This window comes from Paenibacillus sp. OK003, assembly GCF_900109515.1.
In the GTDB taxonomy this organism is placed as follows: domain Bacteria; phylum Bacillota; class Bacilli; order Paenibacillales; family Paenibacillaceae; genus Paenibacillus; species Paenibacillus marchantiae.
In genome coordinates, this window is sequence record NZ_FOBD01000005.1 from 196461 (window position 1) to 212448 (window position 15988).

A 15988-nucleotide genomic window follows, 5' to 3' on the forward strand; every position below is an offset into this window, starting at 1 on the left:
AGTTATCCAATCTCATCAATTAAAGGACTGTCTGCATATGACACATATTATAGAAGTGAATCAATTAAGAAAATCATTCGGCACACTTGATGTGCTGAAGCAGGTAACGTTCAACGTGGAGCCGGGTGAGGTCATTGCCGTGATCGGACCTTCCGGTTCGGGTAAAAGTACGATGCTGCGCAGCCTGATTCATCTTGAGGATATTTCGGGTGGCACCATTCGTATCCAAGGCCAGGAGCTGGCTGAGAACGGATCGTATGCAGGTGCCGCGGATATTCGGAAGATTACGGATCGCATGGGCATGGTCTTTCAGCATTTCAACCTGTTTCCGCATCTGACGGTACAGGCGAATCTGGAACTGGCACCGAAGACGTTGAAAAAAGAAAGCTCAGCGATCATCCGGCAGCGAAGTCTGGAGTTGCTCGGTAAAGTAGGGCTCTCCGACAAGGCGGATGCGTATCCCGCCAACCTGTCCGGTGGACAGAAACAGCGCGTAGCGATTGCCCGCGCACTTATGATGCAGCCCGATATTCTGCTGTTCGACGAGCCGACCTCGGCACTCGATCCCGAGCTGACGGGGGAAGTGCTGCGTGTCATCAAGCAGCTGGCACAGGAGAATATGACGATGATGATCGTCACCCATGAGATGAGCTTTGCCCGCGATGTTGCGGATCGTGTCTTCTTCATGGATAACGGAGAAATCGCCGAGGCGGGACCGCCGGAGCAGATCTTCGGTAATGCCAAGCTGGAGCGCACGCGTACGTTTTTGCAGCGGGTGGAAGTGGAAGGGTAACTTAGAAATATTAAAAATGAGGATGTCTCATAAGTCATGAACATGACGGGAGGACATCCTCTTTTAGTGTTATTTTTTTCATGAACCTGACACACGCAATTCGCTCCCATATGCCCAGATCTGAGATCTAACGAATCACAGAGACGTTATTTCGTCGATTCACTTGATTTTTTAGGTTTTGAAGCCCTTTTATGACGAAATAGCGTTACTGAGATTCTTTAAATATTGCAACCGTTGATGATCTGCCTTTTAAGGTGCGATAGGTTCATTAGCGCTTGGAGCGAGGCGGAACTTTTGAGTCAGCCCCATTTTTTTGACTAAGTTTCATTCAAGAGATGTAGCCATCAAATAGCCAATTTCCTTCTGGGGAACGAACAAAAGAGAATTCATACGCAATATTTCCTTCAGAACCCTTTGTCTTGATGTATTTGGCTATGAACAGCATGAAGTGGTCTGAATCTTTTTGATTATAACCTCTGAATTCGAATTCATCCCACTGTATACCGTTAAGGAAATGGACTTCATAGGAGTGGCCTGCATTATAAATAGTCATGGTATTGCTGTTTTTGGATATATCTACATTGGGTGAAGATACGGACTCCATATAAGCAATATCTCCAGACTCCATGGCAGCGATCAGCTTAAACGTCATGTTTAGAGTTTCTCTTAAATTGTTTCTGAGCTCCTCGCTATGTACGTTCTCTTGAAGTTGAACGATCTGTTCCTGAAGACGAGCGTTTTCTTCACGTAGTTCCTTGATCGTTTGGATATTTTCCTCATGAAGCTCTACCGACTTCAAAGCTTCGACCGATTTATCCGTTTCACTGCAACCCGTCATCAGAAAAGTAAGTGACAATAGTAAAGGTGTAAATTTATACATAATAAACCTCCTTATCCTTAAAATAGAATATCATATTTCCTGTGCTTTTAGGTGCTCCGTATTTCCGGACAAATAAGTAAATATATTTAATAAAATCGAAATATTTACAAATAATGGAGCATATTTTCCTGGCTTATCAAGTATAATGAGACTACTTAATAAACAGGGAGGATTTACCTTTGGATCAACGTCACAATGATGTGGATCGTTATTATAGCGATCCGCTTCCGCCACCACCTTATGTAGTACCAAAAACCAATAGCAAGTCTATCGCAGCTCTTGTCTTGGGGATTTTGTCGCTCACCATACCATACTTAGGATTTTTTATTGGTATCGTAGCTATCATATTTGCGTCTCTGGCACTGAAAGAACTCAGAATTCGTATGGAACAGGGGAAAGGGTTGGCCATTGCGGGTCTCGTCTGTGGGATTATTGGGACGGCTCTCTATGCTATTCTCATTATACTTGTACTGCTATTTACTTTTTTGGTAAGTACCAATGTTACTTCTACATACTAAGTGTTTGAGCAGTTTACTACCTCCTTATCTTCATGATCAAAAAAAGCAAGGCCGTGTATAAGCAAACACCCGCTGTTATTGAAGCGAGGGCGTTGCTTACAACAGGCCTTGCTTTTTATGTTTCCATCCTACACGTGAAGCACTGCTTCTCTACTTACTTCCTCGCCTTCATTCGTACGATGCACCATGAAATACGTAAAGGTAGCCGCCAGACCAATCACGGCAAAGAGGCACAAAATTCCGATCTGATCCCAAGCCACACCGAACTGTCCACTCGAAATAACAGCTTTATACCCGGTTACCGAATAGGTCATCGGCAGCCATGGATTGAAACCTTTCAGCCAATTCGGAATGAGCTCCAACGGGAACGTACCTGCACTGGTGGTCAATTGGAAGATTAACATGAGGATCGCCAGGAAGCGGCCGGGATTCTCCAACCAAGTAACCAGAGCCTGAATGATATACATGAAGGTCAGGCTGGTAACGAAACTGAATAAAAGGAACAAAGGCACGCTTTGAACTTCCAGACCCAAGCCGGACAAGACAAGCCAGGAAGCGAGTAGGGATTGCACGGCACTCATGATCGTGAAAGCCAGCGTTCTGCTCACAAAACGATTCCAGCTGCTCGCATCGGCAACCGAGCTGCCGCGTGTGGGTACAACCAGCGTTGCAATCAATGCCCCGACAAACAGCCCCAATGATAGGAAGTATGGCGAGAATCCTGTTCCATAGTTGGGCACCTCATTATGTTTATGTTCATCCACCTGAACGGGCTCTGCATACATCGTTACAAGTTTATCCGTCTTTTTCACACTGCCCGTTTGATCGGCGGCATCATTCAGTTTGGTGGCAAGCTCACCTGAGCCGTCGGTCAATTTGGCGGTACCTGCTTTTAAATTTCCTGCACCGTTATCCAACTTGCGGGAACCGTCTGCAATGGTGGTGATTCCGTCTGAAAGTTGGTTCAACCCATCAACCAGACTCCCTGCACCTGCGTCTAATTGACTCGAACCCTCTGAAAGTTTGGCTCCGCCAGCGGCAGCCTCAGACAACTTGGCGTTGAACTGCTGGAGGCCAGTCGCAAGCTGCACCTGTCCAGCGGATAATTGCGTTGCTCCCTCTAGAAGCTGCTGCTCACCCTGCACTAACTGGCTGCTGCCTTGATGCAGCTGCTGCTGCGCAGCTTGCAGGTTTTGGCTGCCTTCGAGCAATTGCTGTCCACCTTGATATACCTGTTCGCTACCAGCGGCAACAGCCTGGCTTGCTGCTAGGAGTTGCTGTACAGCCGGGTTAGCAGCTAACTCTGGACTGGCTTCAGCTAATTGGGCAAGACCTTGCGCAACGGCCTTGGCACCTTCACTTACTTTGGCACTGCCTCCGACTGAAGCCTGCAATCCAGCGGTCAGCTTGGCACTGCCTTCCTCGGTTGCTGCCAGTCCAGCATCCAATTTTGCGACTCCTTCCTGAGCAGATTGAATCACAGCCTGTAACTTTTTGCCGCCAGCTTCAGCCTGTGCTGCTCCGTCACCAAGCTTCGTACCTGCTGCCGCCAATTGGGACAAACCCTTGGAAAGGGAGCTGGCTCCTATATGAAGCTCATCAATACCCTGAGCTAAGGTGTTCGTGCCTTCTTTTAACGGGGTAATGCCTGTTTCGAGTTGGTTGGTTCCATCGGCCAGTTTGGACAGGTTCTCTTTCAGCTTGGAGGCACCTTCATCCAGCTTAACCGCACCCTCGTTGATCTGACCTGCGCCGTCTCCGGCATCTGCCAAACCGCTAGAGATTTTCTCTACCTGATCCAGCAGGGTTTCCGTATATGATTCCGTCACTTTCGCAGAGACTTTGGATTTGATCTGTTTGACCGCTGTCCCGCCAATCTGCCCCGCTAGGAAGTTGTATCCTTCATTGGGTTCATAGATCAGCTCTGCTGGTTGTGGATGGTCATCCATCAGAGTGGTTGCTTTCTTGGAAAAATCCTCTGGAATAACAATCGTCATATAATATGTGTTGTCTTCCATGCCTTTCTCGGCTTCTTCTCGGGTCACAAATTGCCAGTTGAAGTCGTCACTTTTTTTCAATTCATCGACCAGATTCTGTCCGACTTCCAGCGATTTGTCATTGTAGGTTGCCCCCTGATCCGTGTTGACCACGGCGACAGGCAATTCATTCATTTTGCCATAAGGGTCCCAGAATGCATTGAGAAACAGACCGCTATACAGTACCGGAATGAACAGCACCACGAGAATCGGAATAAATACTTTGGGTTTCTTGAAGGCGGATTTCAAATCCTGCCCAAATACAGTGAATGATTTCATCATGTTCTCTCCCCATCATTACGCTACTCTGTTGCTATATCTATCTCTAATCGATAAAGGATTAAGCCGCGCATCTTTCTTTATGTAGGGGATAATCCACTTTTGAGAAAGATGCCCACGAAATCCTTGATCTGATCCTTGTGCAGCGAAGGATGCGCTTTATTCCAATCGGAAGTTAAGGTGACATACAGCTTCAACAGGACAAAAGAGACCAGCCTTGGATCGTCCTCGCGAATCTGCTGTAGTTCCATGGCGCGCTGAACTTGACGTTCCAGATATTCGAGAATGGCTGTCTCTACTTTCTGCAAACCTTCCTTCGCCTGAGGCGTGCCAAACTCGTTTACCTCCTGAAACAGCTTGATCAACAGCTCATGTTCCTCTCTATACTCCAGCAAAGCGTCCATGCTCTGGTGTACGTTCTCAAGAAATGGTTTGTCGTCTTGAACAGTTTGTTCCGTAATTCGCTTCATATCAGCAATGATCGAGTGCAGGATCTCTCCAAACAGTTCTTCCTTGTTCTCGAAAAAAGTATAAATCGTGCCCTTGCCTACATTGGCAAGCCGGGCAACCTGCTCCATGGTTGTTGCTTTGTAGCCAAACAGAGCGAATGATTTTTCAGCAGAGTCAATGACCTGCTGCCTTCGATCGATGGTTTTCATGGTATGTACACCTCCTTGTCGTATGATTAAATAAAAGGTATATCTGGACTGACCGAATTACTTAATTGGTCAGTCGGTCGTTTATAACTGTAGCACTCGAACAGGGATGATGGATGTGATCTTTTTCATAATGTACATGGGGGAGTGAGAAGGTTATTCAGGGAATCAGTATGTGACTCAGGCAGGTGCGAATGTGATGCTCACATAAAAACCCTGGGGGATTCGCACCTCAGATTTTGTCGAAAAGTGGGCATTTATTGCCTTTTGGCATAACGTAGACAGGAATAGATTGAATTATGATATGGAAAGTCATAGAATAATAGTGAAAAAACGTGTTTTTAATGGATCAGATCGTTGAGATACGTGTTTTTTCGCTGTCGCACTCTGTATGGAGTGTGATTATTGAGTATTATCCATAAAAGTATACTGATGCATGAGGCCCACGTTTGTATATGGGCCTTTTGGGCTTGCTATTACCTAAAGAAAACACAAGTGAACGAAAAGACAGTCCATTGTTGCTCTCTCACAGGAACGCTAAGATGAAGTTGTTAAAGCGTTTACATTATATGGTGAAGGGAGCTTAACTCGGATGCCAGAAATTACGATCAGGCTGTATGAAGGCAGGACGGATGAGCAAAAGCAGGAGATCGTGGAGGTGTTCACACGCGAGCTATCTCGTATTATCGACCGTGAACCGGATTATATTTCCGTTGAATTCAATGAAATCCCATGGGACGAGAACGTTCCTGATAATTTGAAAGCCATGCAATCACAGAAGCAAGGAGGGGAGAAGACGTGAAGCCGGCGGACATCGGGCCGCCAAGCCGGGGAGCAGCCAGACTGCACTCGTCTGGTCTGGGCACTCGGCTCGGAGATGCGGGACGTTATCTTTGGCGATACCGGATACTATATCTGCTCTCCGTACCGGGCATCCTGTATTTTTTCCTTTTCAAATATGTGCCTCTGTTCGGCTCGATCATTGCTTTTCAGAACTACAACATTTTTAAAGGCATCACCGGAAGTGATTGGGTAGGGTTGGAGCATTTCCAGAAGATGTTCAGCCATTATGACTTTTTGCGAATTCTCAATAACACACTTCTGCTCGGACTGTATGATCTGGTGATTGCATTCCCGGTACCGATCTTACTGGCCATTCTGCTGAATGAAGTACGGATGATTGTGTTTAAGCGTTTGCTGCAAACGATTGTATACATGCCTCACTTTCTGTCCTGGGTTGTCATTAGTGGTATATTCATGGGGATTTTCTCGATGGATGCCGGGGTGGTGAACAAGGCACTTGGACTTCTGGGCATGCAGCCGATCTACTTTCTTGGAGAAGACTCGTACATTCGTTCCATTCTGATCGGTTCGGGGATCTGGCGCGACTCCGGTTACGGAACGATTATTTTCCTGGCTGCCATTGCGGGCATCAATCCCGATCTGTATGAGGCGGCAGAGGTAGATGGAGCCGGACGTTTGAAGCAAATATGGTCAATTACCCTGCCATCCTTACTGCCGACGATTATGATCCTGCTGCTGCTGCACATCGGGAAGTTCCTTGATCTGGGCTTTGAGCGTGTGTTTGTATTCCTGAATCCGCTCAATCTGGAATCGGGTGAAATTCTCGATACGTATATCTACAAAGCCGGCCTTCTCTCACAGCAATACAGCTATACAACGGCCATCGGGTTGTTCAAGTCGGTCGTGGGTTTGATGCTTGTTCTACTCGGTAATTTCTTCAGCAAAAAAACAACCGGCGAAAGCCTGTATTAGGAGGCGAGATTGATGCGCACCCCCAGTGTCCGTTACCGTATATTCCGCATTGGCAATCTCGTTTTTCTTACGCTGCTCTCGTTGACGATGATTCTGCCTTTCATTAATGTGCTGGCTCAATCTCTTAGCAGCTCGGAAGCGATCATGGGCGGAAAGGTCAGCTTCTGGCCTGTCGCTTTTACCTGGATCAATTATGAATATGTATTCGGCGATGCTTCGTTCTGGCGGGCATTTGCAGTATCGGTTGGGGTGACGCTGTTCGGGACGCTGGTCAATCTCGCTGCAACGGCATCGCTGGCGTATCCCGTTTCCCGTCCAGAGTACAAGGGGCGCTCCCTGGTTGTCATGTTTGTCTTGGTGACCGTTGTATTCTCGGCGCCGCTCATTCCGAACTTTATCCTGATGAAGGAACTGCATCTGGTCAACAATCCGCTGGTTCTAATTGTGCCAGGAGCGATTAATGCCTTTAACTTTTTCGTCATGCGCTCGTTCTTCGCACAGCTGCCGGGTGAACTGATCGACGCTGCCCGTATTGATGGCTGTGGGGAATTCGGCATCATCTGGCGTATCGTCATTCCATTGTCCAAACCGGCCATGGCATCACTCGGCATTTTCTATGCCGTGGGCCACTGGAATGCGTATTCCACTGCGCTATATTATCTGAATGATCCGGCCTGGTGGCCGATCCAGGTAACACTCAAGAAGCTGTTTGAAAGTGACGATATTTCCGTCGATCCAGGTTCTGCCGTCTATAGCACCCTTGCACATACATCGCCGGAAGGCATCAAAATGGCAACCATCATCATCGCCACGTTGCCGATTATTATCATTTACCCTTTCCTGCAAAAGCATTTTGTAAAAGGAATCATGGTCGGCTCCGTCAAATCTTAAGTACATGAAGCATACAGATCTGACGGGAACGGGGGAATGGCGATGTTCAGAATCTTGATTACGGACGATGAGCCGATGATTCGGATGGGTCTGGCGAAGATGATCGAGCAAGCGGGACTGTTCGACTGTGAGATACGGCAGGCTGCGCATGGGGAAGAGGCCCTTCGGGTGGTAGAGGCCTTTCGGCCACACATCCTGTTTACGGATATCCGCATGCCAACGATGGATGGTATTGAGCTGTGTCGACGTTTATCCGAGCAAGGAAGTACGATGCGCATTATTGTGGTTTCCGGTTATTCGGACTTTGAATATGCAAGAGCCTGTATGGATTATGGAGTAAAGCGATATCTGCTGAAGCCTGTGGGACGACAGGAGCTGCATGAACTGCTGCTCAAATTGCTGGCAACCGAAGAAGATAAACCTACGGTGTCCCTTGTACCCGTGAGGGAGCTGAATGATTGGGCGAAGCGTCTGGAAGAGGCCATATGGGAGTTACGGCAGTCCGATGTAACGGAGCTGCTCGCAGCATGGTCAGGTCGGTATCCGGCATATTCCTTGATGCCTGAGCAGACAGCGGAGCTTTTTCAGGAATTGCTGGAATTGATTGTGGCCCGCATGAACGCACGTGGCAACGGAACGATGAGTACATCCTGCGAGATAAATGAAAGCGCTTCCTCAAAAGAGTGCTTCGAGGCTTTGGGCAACGAAATCCACACGTTAATGAAGACGATCAAGGAAAAGCGCAGTGGCAAGCGCAAGCATCCAGTGGAAGAAGCAAAAGCCTATCTAGAGAAGCACTTGCGCCGCGAAGTGTCACTGGACGAGATTGCCGCCAAGCTGGGCCTTAACCCGTCCTACTTTAGTCAACTATTTAAGCAGACGACAGGGCAGACCTTTATCCAATACCGGATACGCAGCAAAATGGAACTGGCCAAACGCATGCTGGAACAGCCGGGCAACCGGATTACGGATATATCCTACGAAGTGGGGTATGCGGATCATCCCCATTTTACGAAGACATTTAAGAAAATTACCGGACTGACCCCGTCCGAATATCGTAGCAAGTTGGGCATTGAATGATGAAGCGCAGCCTGTCCATCCGTCTGTTCTTTCATTTTGCCGTCGTGATTACGTTGTCACTGTCCGCCATCGGCCTGTTCACCTATACCTATGCCTCGACTGAAATGAACGACCAGCTTGCGGACAACATCGCCCAAACGATGCGCAATACGGCGTACCAGACCGATCTGTATTTGCAAAATTATGATCGTGCGACCTACTCCATTCTCTCGAACGGAAGTGTGAAGCATTTCCTCGATATGAATTCGGAGGACAGTTATGCCTATTACGAGTACAGCCGTCAGATTAAGACGAACGTGTTCCCGCCTGTTTTTATGTTATACCCACAGATCAAGTTCCTGTATGTTATCGGGGATAACGGGCGTGTTGTGATTGATGACAACCAGAATTCAGCCGGCATACCGGATATCGACGCGCCGCAGCAGTATAAGGAGTTACTGGCTGCAACCCCTGCAAATGGCGAATCGACATTGCTTACCCGCAGTATTCGCAGTGGACAGAGCGCCAATGTGATTACGATCGCTCGCCGGATTAGAGGGGTATCCTCCTATACGCCAAACGGAGTACTGGCGATGGAAGTAAATGTGCTGGAGCTTGACAAAATATGGGGAGAACTCGACCTCGGTCAAGGTGGGTATCAGTATGTGATGGATCAGAACGGAACGGTAATCTACACACCCGGGGACGAAGAGGCGCAGACAGCGATGGCGTCCAGCAGCGTGAACAGGCTAATGCACATGGAGGCAGGATCACTGGAACAGAACACGGATGGCACCAAACGGCTGCTCATATCGGAGCTTTCTGCATATTCGGGCTGGCGCTTTGTCGCTTCCGTGCCGCTGTCTGAGCTGCAAAGACCGATTACAACGATCCGTTCGGCCACCTTATGGGTTGGTGCAGGAACCTTGCTCGCTGCACTTGTCGTGGCCTACCGGATCGGAGCATCTCAAGTGGAACCTATTCGTGTGCTGATGAACGGAATGAGACAGACGGAGAAGGGGATCTGGAACAAGGTGGAGATGAAGGAAAGGCGCGATGAAATTGGTGTGCTGATCCGCAGCTATAATCTGATGGTCAGCCGCCTGTCGGACATGATTGAGAGTGTATACGAGTCGGAGCTGCGCCGCCAGAAGTCGGAAATCGAGCTTCAGCAGGAGGCGCTGGAACGGCATCGTGCGGAATTTCAGGCGCTTCAGTTGCAGATCAATCCGCATTTTCTCTACAACACACTGGAAACGATCAAATGTTATGCCGTCGTACAGGACTTCGAAGAAATTGCACAGATGGTGGAATCGATGGCTCATATGCTCCGGTATTCCATTCAGACCAATCTGGAGGAAATTACGGTTGCCAACGAGCTGAAGCATGTGCTTGCCTACCTTTCCATTATGAAGCATCGCATGGATCGGGAGCTTGAAGTTGAGGTTATCATTGCGCCGGATCTGTTGTTGGAAAAAATGGTTCGACTCACCCTTCAGCCACTGGTGGAAAATGTGTTACAACACGCATTTCCGCGAGGCATGGAGCCCGGTCACTTTATCCGTATCGATGCTCGGCGCCTGGAAGATCGCTTTCTTGTTATCGTCCAGGATAACGGCATGGGCATGAGCGAGGAACGTCTGGAGAAGCTGCGTGACCGTCTGGAATTGAATCGTCTGGCAGGCGAAGAATCCAATAATGTCTACCATCGCGGAGGCATCGGACTCATGAATGTTCATCGCCGGATTCAGCTTGTATTTGGAGAAATGTATGGCTTGATGATTGAGAGTGAGCAAGGCTTGGGAACGACCATTACGATGGCGCTTCCCGCAGATCAGCATAGCAAACGGATTTAATTGAACCTATAACAGGGAGGAAGATCGAACATGAATATTAACTTGCAGAACAAAATTGCGCTGGTTACCGGCTCCAGCGGAGGAATTGGTGCTGCCATTGCTGGGGCATTGGCGCGTTGCGGAGCAAAGGTGGCTGTGAATGGCCTGCATAATATGGATCGGGCGGAGGAGGTCGTGGCCGCCATCCGGGATGCTGGCGGTGAAGCAGCTGCATTTCAGGCAGATGTGACCGATACGAATGCCATAGAATTGATGGTTGGGGAGATTACGCTCCGCTTCGGCGGTCCGATTGATCTGTTGATTAATAATGCAGGGCATCTGGTGGAACGAAGCCCCATTGAAACGATGAGCGAGGAGCTTTACAGCCGGATTATGGATGTCAATCTGAAGAGCGCCGTATTTGTCTCCAAAGCGGTCATTCCTGGTATGAAAGCGGCTGGAGGCGGCCGAATTATCAATCTGACCTCGGTAGCGGCTCATAACGGGGGCGGCCCGGGTGCAGCTATTTACGCAGCCTCCAAGGCAGCTGTCATTGCGTTAACCAAAGGACTTGCCAAAGAACTGGCTCCTGGCGGGATTACGGTTAATGCCCTTTCACCAGGCTTCATCGGGCAAACGGCATTCCATGCTACGTTCACCTCGGCGGAAGGTCGAACTTCTGCGGTAAGCAGCATCCCGCTTGGACGGGAAGGGACTCCCGATGATGTGGCAGGAGCGGCGCTGTACCTGTGTTCCGAGCTGGGTTCTTTTATAACCGGAGAAACGCTAGAAATCAATGGCGGAATGTACATGCGTTGATGCTACACCATTGGGATAAGGAGGGAACGATACGATGGAAGTGAAGCGGAAGCTTGCAGAAAGACCGTTGTACCAACCAATCAGCGGGCCGTTCCATGTGGACTATGCTCCTGATGAACATACCGTTCTGGCAGAAAATCCGCCGAGATTTACCTGGATGGCGGCACAGCAAGAGGATGAGAATGCCTATCTGCTGCAAGTGTCAGCGAGCCCTTCTTTTCAGGAAGAAGAGACGATGACCTTTGCGCCGCTCCCGTATAACTTTTTCACGCCTGATCGGGTGTTTGAACCTGGGGAGTATTATTGGCGATATGCGCTGCTTGTAGACCAACCAGTGCAGCAAGGAGGCGAAGCCGAAGCGCATGTCTCCCAGGGGAAGCATGGGAATGAAGCCGAAGGGCATGCCTTACAAGGGGAGCAAGGGGAAATGTCGGCTTGGAGTGAGGTGCGACGGTTCACTGTGCCAGTGGGATTACCCGAGACACCTCTAGCTTCCCGGGCGCAGCGATACGATTCCACGGACATGTCTCACCCCCGGCTGTGGCTTGGTGAACGTGGGCTGAATGCACTTGCGGATGGTGTTGCGTCCGATTCCGCGTATTGCGGCTGGGATGTGTTTATGGCAAATTCCGTGGAGCCGTGGGCCAACCGCGAGCCGATCTGTGAACCGCTGCCTTACCCGGAGAACAAACGTGTCGCCCCGCTGTGGAGGCAAATGTACATTGACTGTCAGGAAACGTTATATGCGATTCGTCATCTCAGCATCGCGGGGCGGGTGCTTCGTGACGAACGGCTGCTTGGAGCAGCAAAAACCTGGCTGTTGCATGTGGTGGCTTGGGATACCGAGGGAACGACTTCCCGTGATTATAACGATGAGGCGGCTTTTCGGGTCGCCGCAGCGCTCGCTTGGGGCTATGACTGGCTGCATGATGAGTTGAACAGTGAAGAGCAAGAAGTGGTAAGGCGCAGTTTGCTGCGGCGGACAGAACAGGTAGCCCAGCATGTGATGGTCCGCTCGAAGATCCATCATGTGCCTTATGACAGCCATGCCGTGCGTTCATTATCCTCCGTGCTTGTGCCCTGCTGTATGGCCTTGTTGCATGAGGAGCAGCAAGCTGCAGAGTGGCTGGATTATGCGATCGATTATTATGCCTGTCTGTACTCCCCTTGGGGAGGAAGTGATGGAGGTTGGGCTGAAGGTCCAATGTACTGGACAACAGGTATGGCCTATGTGACCGAAGCGATGAATTTGTTGCGAAACTATGCGGGCATCGACTTCTTCCGTCGGCCATTCTTCCAGCGTACCGGGGATTTTCCACTCTACGTGTACCCGCCCGATGCTCGTCGCGCCAGCTTCGGAGATCAGTCTACGCTGGGTGACCCGGTAAATTTGAAAACAGGCTATCTTGTCCGCCAACTGGCAGGTGTTACAGGCAACCGCTGGTACCAGTGGTACTTTGAGCGTGTGCGCCAATCCGATCCGGGGACAGAGGGAGCTTTTTATAACTACGGTTGGTGGGACTTTAACTTTGACGACTTGGTATACCGCCACGATTATCCGCAGGTGGAGGAAGAGTCGCCTGTGGACATCGAGCCGGTCAAGTGGTTCCGTGATGTGGGGTGGGTAGCCATGCATCACCGGATGGACGATCCGGATGAGCATATGATGCTTCTTCTCAAATCGAGCCGTTATGGCTCCATCAGCCATAGTCATGCGGATCAGAACAGCTTTACCCTGCACGCATTCGGTGAGCCGCTTGCGGCGGATACAGGCTATTATATCGCGCACGGCAGCTCCTTTCACCGGGAATGGCGCAGGCAGACACGTTCCAAGAACAACCTGCTGATTGGTGGAACAGGTCAGTATGCCGAGAACAACAAAGTGCTGAACATGGCCGCAACTGGGCAGATCGAGGAGGCCTATTGGCGGGATGGCGATGGTTATGTGCGCGCGGTAGCGACCGATGCCTATGCCAGCACCGTACCCCATGTGAAGCGTGTTGTACGTGAGATTCATTTTCTGCAATCATCCTATTTCGTCATTGTGGACCACATTGACCTGGAGAAGCCGGACAGCGTTCAATGGCTGTTCCATGCACTGCACCCGCTACAGCTGAAAGGGCAGAGCTTCCGTCTGAACGGGAATAAGGCGGGGCTTGAGGGCACGTTTGTATATGCTTCCTCCGGTGAGCTGGCGCTCAGTCAGACGGATCAATTTGCAGAGGTGGACCCGGCAGAGTACGAAGGGCTGGAAAGACATTATCATCTCAGCGCAGAAACGCGGCCTGCCACAAGCCACAGGATTGTGACGCTGCTTGTGCCGTACAAGATCGAGGAGCCGAAGTATGTCCCCTATTTCATTGATGACCAGGATCACGGCATCCATCTCTATTTTACCGACAACGGTGTAACGAAGAAGATCGAGGTATCCAAGACGTACTAGTTAAGATGAACTGAATATTTACACAAGAACGAAGAGTGCAGAACCCATCTGAAGAAGCGAAGCGTTCGCTAAAAGCTTTCTGTAAGAAAGCTACATCGGAAGCATACGCTTATCCCCGGATTTTCCCCTCTGAAAAGGGAATCAAAAAAATCTGGGGATAACAGCGATCGGAAGAGGGTACTGCAATCGCAGTGGCTGAGTGTAAAGTTTGTACGTTCAATTTATATAGTGCTATATGACTGGATGCTGTTGAACGCTGAGTGCTGACCTAAAGAAAACGCAATCTCATCTAAAACATCCCCATTGTTGCAGGCGGTGGGGATGTTTTAACATCTATTTGAAAGCGCTTCACCGACGAGTGGTACCTAAATCTAAATCAGGATGAAAAGAGGGGTAGCATGAAAAAGTGGATGGTCTCAGGCATGGCTCTATTGCTGGCGGCAGCTGTCATGACGGGGTGCAACAAAGACAGCGGAGCGGCATCCGGTGAGGGCGGGGGAGATGGCAAAACAAAATTCTCCATTTCACTCCGTACGCTGGCGTATACGTATGTGGAGAAGTCACCCGACATTAACAAGGATCAATGGGTGAAGAAACTGGAGGATCTGACCCATACCGATCTGAAAATTGTCCTGGTGCCGCACAAGGAATATGAACAGAAAATGGTCCAGATGTTTGCCACCAATGATATTCCTGACGTGGTGCAGGGCGACGGCGGCGTTAACGGCAAAGAGATGGCCGGCTCGGTCGAAGCCGGGGTATTTCAGCCCCTGGATGAACTGTTACAGCAGTACGGGCAAGATTTGCTGAAAGCCGTGCCGAAGGAAGCCTGGGACCAGGTAACTCATGACGGCCATATTTATGCCATCCCTGAATATTTATCCAATCCATCCCGCCGGGCAACCTGGATTCGCAAAGATCTACTGGATCAAACGGGACTGCCGGTACCCACTACAGTTGAGGAAACGATGGACGTTTTGCGCGCCTTTAAGAAGCTCGGCGTGGAGAATCCGTATATGGGACGTGAGGATTTCAAATATGCAGATACCTTTTTCGGTGCCTATGACGTACAGCAATTCCTGTCCATGATGGAGCAGCAAGGTGATCAGGTTGTACCGAAATTTATGGATAACGAGAATATGCAGAAGGCCCTTACTGTCTATAAGACGATGTACGAGGAAGGGCTGATCAACAAAGAGTTCGCGACCATCAATTCGACCGTATTCAAGAATACAATTCTCTCGGGCAAGGCGGGCATGTGGTCCATGAATGCCAACGAACTGATCCAATGGGAGAAGCAGATTAAAGCGTCAGTTCCCGATGCCAAAATCGAGATCATCCCTTCCCCAGTCGGCCCGGACGGAAAGGGCGGTTATTATTTGTACGGTCCGGTGACACGTGCCTACTTTATTAATAAGGATGCGGCTGATCCGGCTTCCATTATCCGTTTCTTTAACTGGATGGTGTCTGACGAAGCCGAGAAGTTTTTCACATATGGCACAGAAGGAGAGACCTACACAGAGGATAATGGCGTGATTTCATACAAAGCTCCAACAGACTCCGCTGGCGTGGACGAAGAGCGTTACCGTCAGTCGTTCTTATGGTTCGTACAGGACACGACGTACAATAAAGGCTCGTTATCGCTGACAGAAGAAGGCAGAAAGCTGATGAATATTTACGATACCATCTTAGCCAAAGAAGGTCGGGATGGCATCAACTTTGATCCGCGTTTGGAAGCTTTTGTACAGAATCCCGAGATTGCTCCCAATTCGGATACACCTCCTCAGGTATTGCTCACACACATGATCAAGATGGTTTATGGGAAGGAGCCAATTTCCGATTGGCCGAAAGTGGTAGAGGAATGGAAATCCAAGGGGGGCGATCAGGCAATCAAAGAAGCCACCGAGAAATTCAATAAGGGTGAAGGCGTGTCCGCACCGCGTCGCTAATGATCTAAGTTGAACTATACAATTTACACGATAACAGCGATCGGAAGGTTGTTC

The 15988-nt window shown here is 49.5% G+C and carries 13 protein-coding genes; 10 read left to right on the plus strand and 3 right to left on the minus strand.

Features of this window, described 5'->3' with window-relative positions; translation table 11 throughout:
* The first annotated feature begins 37 nt into the window (after positions 1–37).
* Positions 38–793 (plus strand): amino acid ABC transporter ATP-binding protein, encoded by a 756-nt coding sequence (locus BMW94_RS09520; RefSeq protein ID WP_090997561.1) that lies wholly within the window; start codon positions 38–40, stop codon positions 791–793.
* 328 nt (positions 794–1121) lie between these two features.
* Here the strand turns inward: BMW94_RS09520 and BMW94_RS09525 are convergent, their stop codons facing one another.
* Positions 1122–1673 carry a mediator of RNA polymerase II transcription subunit 4 gene (locus BMW94_RS09525; protein ID WP_090997563.1) on the minus strand — a complete coding sequence of 184 codons (552 nt, stop codon included), beginning with the start codon at positions 1671–1673 and terminating at the stop codon, positions 1122–1124.
* Between the two features lie 179 nt (positions 1674–1852).
* On the opposite strand from BMW94_RS09525, the gene BMW94_RS09530 reads away from it, so the two are divergent.
* Complete coding sequence (locus tag BMW94_RS09530; RefSeq protein WP_090997564.1) at positions 1853–2191, plus strand: DUF4190 domain-containing protein; 339 nt, start codon at positions 1853–1855, stop codon at positions 2189–2191.
* Between the two features lie 128 nt (positions 2192–2319).
* Here the strand turns inward: BMW94_RS09530 and BMW94_RS09535 are convergent, their stop codons facing one another.
* Positions 2320–4506, minus strand: a complete 2187-nt coding sequence (locus BMW94_RS09535) for a YhgE/Pip domain-containing protein (RefSeq protein ID WP_090997568.1) — start codon at positions 4504–4506, stop codon at positions 2320–2322.
* Between the two features lie 80 nt (positions 4507–4586).
* Positions 4587–5165: a TetR/AcrR family transcriptional regulator gene (locus BMW94_RS09540; protein ID WP_090997570.1), complete on the minus strand. Its 579-nt coding sequence runs from the start codon at positions 5163–5165 to the stop codon at positions 4587–4589.
* A gap of 589 nt (positions 5166–5754) precedes the next feature.
* Here BMW94_RS09540 and BMW94_RS09545 point away from each other — a divergent pair.
* The 8 genes from BMW94_RS09545 to BMW94_RS09580 all read left to right on the plus strand — a co-directional run bounded on the left by BMW94_RS09545 (position 5755) and on the right by BMW94_RS09580 (position 15934).
* On the plus strand, positions 5755–5964 hold the full coding sequence (locus BMW94_RS09545; RefSeq protein ID WP_063567830.1) for a tautomerase family protein: 210 nt from the start codon (positions 5755–5757) through the stop codon (positions 5962–5964).
* 41 nt (positions 5965–6005) lie between these two features.
* Positions 6006–6938, plus strand: a complete 933-nt coding sequence (locus BMW94_RS09550) for an ABC transporter permease (protein ID WP_254790205.1) — start codon at positions 6006–6008, stop codon at positions 6936–6938.
* A 12-nt stretch (positions 6939–6950) separates the two neighbouring features.
* Positions 6951–7829, plus strand: a complete 879-nt coding sequence (locus tag BMW94_RS09555) for a carbohydrate ABC transporter permease (RefSeq protein WP_063567831.1) — start codon at positions 6951–6953, stop codon at positions 7827–7829.
* A 42-nt stretch (positions 7830–7871) separates the two neighbouring features.
* Complete coding sequence (locus BMW94_RS09560; RefSeq protein WP_090997574.1) at positions 7872–8909, plus strand: response regulator transcription factor; 1038 nt, start codon at positions 7872–7874, stop codon at positions 8907–8909.
* Complete coding sequence (locus BMW94_RS09565; protein ID WP_090997575.1) at positions 8906–10744, plus strand: cache domain-containing sensor histidine kinase; 1839 nt, start codon at positions 8906–8908, stop codon at positions 10742–10744. Before BMW94_RS09560 ends, BMW94_RS09565 begins: the two co-directional genes overlap by 4 nt.
* 30 nt (positions 10745–10774) lie before the next feature.
* Positions 10775–11542, plus strand: a complete 768-nt coding sequence (locus BMW94_RS09570) for an SDR family NAD(P)-dependent oxidoreductase (RefSeq protein ID WP_090997578.1) — start codon at positions 10775–10777, stop codon at positions 11540–11542.
* Between the two features lie 34 nt (positions 11543–11576).
* Complete coding sequence (locus BMW94_RS09575) at positions 11577–13985, plus strand: DUF4962 domain-containing protein (protein ID WP_090997581.1); 2409 nt, start codon at positions 11577–11579, stop codon at positions 13983–13985.
* A 398-nt stretch (positions 13986–14383) separates the two neighbouring features.
* Positions 14384–15934, plus strand: a complete 1551-nt coding sequence (locus BMW94_RS09580; protein ID WP_175480635.1) for an extracellular solute-binding protein — start codon at positions 14384–14386, stop codon at positions 15932–15934.
* Positions 15935–15988 lie beyond the last annotated feature (54 nt).

Coding starts and splice junctions, on each gene's coding strand:
- BMW94_RS09525 (WP_090997563.1), bottom strand. CDS start 1,673: ATGTATAAATTTACACCTTTACTATTGTCACTTACTTTTCTGATGACG.
- BMW94_RS09580 (WP_175480635.1), top strand. CDS start 14,384: ATGAAAAAGTGGATGGTCTCAGGCATGGCTCTATTGCTGGCGGCAGCT.
- BMW94_RS09555 (WP_063567831.1), top strand. CDS start 6,951: ATGCGCACCCCCAGTGTCCGTTACCGTATATTCCGCATTGGCAATCTC.
- BMW94_RS09570 (WP_090997578.1), top strand. CDS start 10,775: ATGAATATTAACTTGCAGAACAAAATTGCGCTGGTTACCGGCTCCAGC.
- BMW94_RS09545 (WP_063567830.1), top strand. CDS start 5,755: ATGCCAGAAATTACGATCAGGCTGTATGAAGGCAGGACGGATGAGCAA.
- BMW94_RS09575 (WP_090997581.1), top strand. CDS start 11,577: ATGGAAGTGAAGCGGAAGCTTGCAGAAAGACCGTTGTACCAACCAATC.
- BMW94_RS09560 (WP_090997574.1), top strand. CDS start 7,872: ATGTTCAGAATCTTGATTACGGACGATGAGCCGATGATTCGGATGGGT.
- BMW94_RS09535 (WP_090997568.1), bottom strand. CDS start 4,506: ATGAAATCATTCACTGTATTTGGGCAGGATTTGAAATCCGCCTTCAAG.
- BMW94_RS09565 (WP_090997575.1), top strand. CDS start 8,906: ATGATGAAGCGCAGCCTGTCCATCCGTCTGTTCTTTCATTTTGCCGTC.
- BMW94_RS09520 (WP_090997561.1), top strand. CDS start 38: ATGACACATATTATAGAAGTGAATCAATTAAGAAAATCATTCGGCACA.
- BMW94_RS09540 (WP_090997570.1), bottom strand. CDS start 5,165: ATGAAAACCATCGATCGAAGGCAGCAGGTCATTGACTCTGCTGAAAAA.